1 pseudogene is annotated in these 429 nt (G+C 36.8%); it reads left to right on the forward strand.

The annotated features are described in order from the left end of the window. A pseudogene (locus FUA24_RS20955) lies at window positions 1–429 on the forward strand (aconitase family protein); the annotation flags it as partial.

Consider the following 429-nt stretch of genomic DNA (forward strand, 5'->3'; position numbering starts at 1 on the left):
ATGCAACTCAGCAGCAAATGTTAAAGCAGTTTGAAGGTGAAAATGTATTCCAAGGTCGTGTAATAGAAGTACACATTGGTACATTAACATCAGATCAAGCCTTCACGTTTACCGATTGGACTGCAGAGATGAAAGCTAAAGCGTCTATCTGTATTTCAGAAGATGAAACCTTAATAGAATCTTTAGAAATTGCTCGCGATCGTATCCAAATAATGATTGAAAAGGGTATGGATAACGAAAAGCAAATGCTTCAAGGTTTAGTTGATAAAGCAAACAACAGAATTCAAGAACTTAAAACAGGTATTAAATCGGCCTTAAAGCCAGACGCAAGTGCTAAGTATTATGCAGAAGTGGTTATCGATTTAGATGAAATTGCAGAACCAATGATTGCCGATCCTGATGTGAATAACGAAGATCCTTCAAGACGTT

It is taken from the genome of Seonamhaeicola marinus, from assembly GCF_008085455.1.